The sequence below is a fragment of the Microbacterium sp. K41 genome (assembly GCF_004794395.1).
GTDB lineage: Bacteria > Actinomycetota > Actinomycetes > Actinomycetales > Microbacteriaceae > Microbacterium > Microbacterium sufflavum.
Genome location: NZ_SSDO01000131.1, coordinates 1 through 4,804 on the forward strand (window position 1 = coordinate 1; position 4,804 = coordinate 4,804).

General features: G+C 69.9%; 4 protein-coding genes and 1 tRNA gene. 4 read left to right on the forward strand and 1 reads right to left on the reverse strand.

What is annotated here, in order from left to right:
* Positions 1-870, reverse strand: an 870-nt coding sequence (locus DW309_RS02940) for a diacylglycerol/lipid kinase family protein (protein WP_136044515.1), incomplete at its 3' end; no start/stop codon positions are given.
* A 56-nt stretch (positions 871-926) separates the two neighbouring features.
* On the opposite strand from DW309_RS02940, the gene serS reads away from it, so the two are divergent.
* The 4 genes from serS (at position 927) to DW309_RS02960 (ending at position 4,458) form a co-directional block, all read left to right on the forward strand.
* Entirely contained in the window at positions 927-2,231 is a 1,305-nt protein-coding gene (gene serS, locus DW309_RS02945; protein WP_136044516.1) for a serine--tRNA ligase, read from the forward strand.
* A complete protein-coding gene (locus DW309_RS02950; protein ID WP_136036384.1) occupies positions 2,228-3,049 on the forward strand; it encodes an HAD family hydrolase in 822 nt (273 codons plus the stop codon). Before serS ends, DW309_RS02950 begins: the two co-directional genes overlap by 4 nt.
* 42 nt (positions 3,050-3,091) lie before the next feature.
* Positions 3,092-3,176, forward strand: a tRNA-Ser gene (locus DW309_RS02955).
* Positions 3,177-3,228: 52 nt separating this feature from the next.
* Complete coding sequence (locus DW309_RS02960) at positions 3,229-4,458, forward strand: LCP family protein (protein WP_136030468.1); 1,230 nt, start codon at positions 3,229-3,231, stop codon at positions 4,456-4,458.
* Positions 4,459-4,804 lie beyond the last annotated feature (346 nt).

A 4,804-nucleotide genomic window follows, 5' to 3' on the forward strand; every position in this document is an offset into this window, starting at 1 on the left:
CGCCGCCTCGGCCGCCGCGCCGCGGAAGTAGTGCACCGAGGCGTCCGTGCCGCGGCGCTCCAGCACGAGGCGTCCCGCGCGGAAGCGGCGCAGCACCGAGTTGTCCCACCAGATCTTGCGCCACACACCCAGCCAGCCGAGCACACCGGTCGGCTGGATCACGGCGACGTCGAGTGCGGCATCGGTGATCGACGCGTCGGGGATCAGCGAGATGCCGGCGGGCAGCGTGCCGCAGTTCGCGAACAGGATGCTGTGGACCTTGGTGGAGTGCAGGCGCCCCTCACCGATCTGGTAGACGGCGCGGAACGGCTGGGCCCGGGGGAGCGATCGCGCAGCACCGTCGACGTATGCGATCCACCCGACCGATCGCTTCAGGTCGGAGCGCGTGTTCGCGATCATGTCGGCATCCAGGCCGATGCCGGCGAGCACCACGAAGGCATGCTCGACCTCCTCGCCGTCCGCGCGGGTGAGCCGTGCCCAGCCGATGTCGATCGGGTGGCGGAAGTCGCCCAGAGCGGCACGGATCATCTCGGCGGGGTCGGTCAGCGGCAGTCCCAGGTTGCGCGCGAGGAGGTTGCCGGTGCCGCTCGGCAGGATCGCGAGCGGCACCCCGGTGCCGGCGATGGCCTCCGCGACCGCGCGCACCGTGCCATCGCCGCCCGCCACCAGCACCACGTCCACACCACGGGCGAGCGCCTCGGCCGTGGCTCCCTGCCCGGCGTCGTCGACCGTCGTCGGGTAGAACGCCGGGTGCTGCCAGCCCGCCTCGCGGCACAGGTCTCGAACCTGCGCCCGCAGCCGCTTCCCGTCCACTTTCACCGGGTTGTACACGAGTGCCGCCTGCGAGGTGACAGGGGGGCTCGTGCGCATGGCGCTACTCTAGACCGGCAGCCGAGGGGCTCCGCCGCACCTCGTAGACTTGCGGAATGATCGACCTCGCACTCCTCCGCGAAAACCCGGAGATCGTCCGCCGTTCGCAGGCTGCCCGTGGCAACGACCAGAGCACCGTCGACGTCGCACTCGAGGCCGATCGATCGCGCAGGGCCGCGCTCGCCGCGTTCGAAGAGCTGCGCGCCGAGCAGAACGCCTTCGGCAAGCAGGTCGCCAAGGCCCCCAAGGAGGAGAAGGCGGCGCTCGTCGCCCAGGCGAAGGACCTCGCCGACCGCGTGAAGCAGGCGCAGCACGCCGCGAACGAAGCCTCGGAGCACGCGGCCGCGGCCCTCGCGCGCATCGAGAACGTCGTGATCGACGGTGTGCCGGCGGGGGGCGAGGAGGACTTCGTCGAGCTGCGGCGGGTGGGCGACCTCCCGGCGTTCGACTTCGAGCCCCGCGACCACCTCGAGCTCGGGGAGCTGCTCGGCGCGATCGACATGGAGCGCGGCGCGAAGGTCTCCGGCGCGCGCTTCTACTTCCTGCGCGGGATCGGCGCCCGGCTCGAGATCGCCCTCATGAACCTCGCGCTCGACACGGCGCTGCAGAACGGCTTCGTGCCGATGATCACGCCCACGCTCGTGCGGCCGGAGATCATGCAGGGCACCGGCTTCCTCGGCGAGCACGCGGACGAGGTGTACCACCTCGACAAGGACGACGACCTGTACCTGGTCGGCACGAGCGAAGTCGCGCTCGCCGGCTACCACAAGGACGAGATCGTCGACCTGTCCGACGGCGCCCTCCGCTACGCGGGCTGGTCCACGTGCTACCGCCGCGAGGCGGGATCGCACGGCAAGGACACCCGCGGCATCATCCGCGTGCACCAGTTCAACAAGCTCGAGATGTTCGTCTACACCTCGGCCGAGGACGCGGAGGCCGAGCACCTGCGGCTGGTCGCGCTGCAGGAGCAGATGCTCACCGCGCTCGGCCTCGCGTATCGCGTGATCGATGTCGCCGCGGGCGACCTCGGTTCGAGCGCCGCGCGCAAGTACGACATCGAGGCGTGGGTGCCCACCCAGGGCGCGTTCCGCGAGCTCACCTCGACCTCGAACTGCACGACCTACCAGGCCCGGCGCCTCGACGTGCGGTACCGGCCGCCGGTGGAGGAGGGGGCGTCCGCGCCGAAGACGCAGCACGTGGCCACGCTCAACGGCACGCTCGCGACCACCCGGTGGATCGTCGCCCTGCTCGAGACGCACCAGCAGGCGGACGGCTCCGTGCGGGTGCCCGAGGTGCTGCGCCCCTACCTCGGCGGACTCGAGGTGATCCGCCCGCTCGCCGACGCGCAGGCCGCCCGGTGAGCGCGCCCTGGCTGGTCGGCCTCGACGTCGACGGCACGATCCTGCTCCAGGACGAGACCATGAGCCCCGGTGTGCCGGAGGCGATCGCCCGCGTGCGCGACGCCGGACACCTGGTCACGATCGCGACGGGGCGCAGTTGGATGGGGACGCAGCGCTACGTGGAGGAGCTGGGTCTCACGGCGGATCTCGTCGTCTGCTCGAACGGCGCAGTGACGATGCGGCGCGTGGGCGACCGGTGGGAGCGCTGGCACGTCGAGACCTTCGACCCGACTCCCGCGCTGGCTCTGCTCCGTGACCGCCTCCCGGACGCGCGATACATGGTCGAGCTCGGCTCCGGACAGCGGCTCTTCACCGAGCAGCTCGACGACTGGACGCTCGACGGCGGACGGCAGGTCGACTTCGACCGACTCGGCGATCTCCCGGTGTCGCGCATCGTGGTCGTCTCGCCGGATCACGACGAGGACGACTTCCACCGGCTCGTGGCCGACGCGGGGCTCAACGAGGTGTCGTACGCGATCGGCTGGACCGCCTGGCTCGACATCGCTCCGCAGGGCGTCGACAAGGGAACGGCGCTGGAGCGGGTGCGCGACGAGCTCGGACTGCAGCGCGACCGCGTGCTGGTCGCGGGGGATGGTCGCAACGACATCGGGATGTTCGGCTGGGCCCTCGCGGGCGGGGGCCGTGCGGTGGCGATGGGGCAGGCACCGGACGAGGTGAAGGACGCCGCGGGAGAGGTCACGACCGACGTCGAAACGGGGGGCCTCGCGACCGCGCTCGACACGCTTCCAGCGCCCGCCCAGGTCGACGCACGAGAATAGAGTTCGGCTAGACTCACGCCTGGTCGGCAGACGTATCTGTCGGGAGGGTTGTCCGAGCGGCCGATGGAGCTGGTCTTGAAAACCAGTGGGCAGAGATGTCTCGTGGGTTCGAATCCCACACCCTCCGCATACCGAGCACGGCGAACCCTCCGCGCCGTGCCGAATCCGAAAGGGCCCGAGTGAGCGACAACCGACGCCGTCATACCCTCGCGCGACACGGTCAGCAGCACACCCCCGGCACCCTGGGTCAGCTGATGAAGTTCATCGCGATCGGCCTGGCCGTGGTGCTGGTCAGTGGCATCGGTGTCGGCACCTACATCTTCTACGACTTCTCCAGCACGGTCTCCGCCAACGCGGTCGACCTCGACGGTCAGGAAGACGTTCCGCCGGACATCGGCGAGTACAAGGGTGGTTTCAACCTCGTTCTCACGGGCGTCGACACGTGCGAGGAGAAGTACAAGGATCTCTTCGGCGATCGCTGCACGGGTCGCGACGCGGGGGGCACGCTCAACGATGTGAACCTGCTGGTCCACGTCTCGCAGGAACCCCGGCGGATCACGGTGGTCAGCTTCCCGCGTGACCTCATGGTGCCGATCCCCGAGTGCGAGGACGAGGACGGCAACGTCCACTCCGCCATGAGCAAGCAGCCGCTCAACACCGCCTACACCGACGGTGGCCTCAACTGCGTCGTCCAGACGATCTCGCAGCTGACCGACCAGGAGGTGCAGTTCGCGGCATCCGTCACGTTCGGCGGCGTGATCGAGATCACCAACGCGATCGGTGGTGTGGAGGTCTGCCTGGCCAACCCGATCAAGGACCGCTACACGGGCCTCGACATGGAGGCGGGCACGCACTGGCTCCAGGGGCTCGAGGCGCTGCAGTTCCTGCGCACCCGGCACGGCGTCGGCGACGGCAGCGACCTGGGACGCATCGGCAACCAGCAGCAGTACATGTCGAGCCTCGCGCGCGCCCTGATCAGCAGCGACACCCTCGGCAACGTCCCGGTCATGCTGAAGCTCGCCAACATCGGCCTCCAAAACCTCGAGACCAGCACGTCGCTCGCCGATCCGATGAAGATCGCGCAGATCGCGCTCGCCGTGAAGTCCGTTCCCTTCGAGGACATCGTGTTCCTCCAGTACCCGACGAACCAGGACAGCGCCGACCCCAACAAGGTGGTTCCGAACACGCAGGCGGCTGACGTGATGTGGGATGCGATCGAGAAGAATGCCCAGCTCCAGGTCACGCATCAGAACACGAGCAACGACGGGGTGATCGTGGCGGAGCCCACCACCCCGGTGGAGGCGACGCCCGATCCCAACGCGACGCCGAGCGACGTGGTGGCGCTGCCCGACAGCATCAAGGGCAACTCGGCCGCACAGCAGACCTGCTCCAACGGCAACGTGCGCTGACGCGCCAGGCGTCGTCTCTGCGCGCGGCCGGGCGCGGACCCGTCCGCCCCAGAGCGATCGAGGCTCCAGCCGGCACGCACGGAGGGCGGGGACGATCGCTTGCGACGCCGAGTGTGGGGGCCCGGTCGGACGGAGACGAAGCGAGGGCGGGGCGAGGTCCGTAAGAACCTGGCCCCGCCCTCATGTCTGCGGCGGAGTTGCGGTGTTTCAGCGCGCGCGACGTGTGCGCGCGACGTGCGCTGCCACGAGCCCGGCGCCGATGAGCGCGAGCACCGTTCCGCCGGTCAGGACCCAGGGCGACGTGCTGCCGCCGGTGGTCGCGAGCGATCCGGCGCTCGGATCGGCC

What these genes read in the sequence shown, in the direction of transcription:
- serS (WP_136044516.1), top strand. Translation starts at nt 927, where the DNA reads ATGATCGACCTCGCACTCCTCCGCGAAAACCCGGAGATCGTCCGCCGT.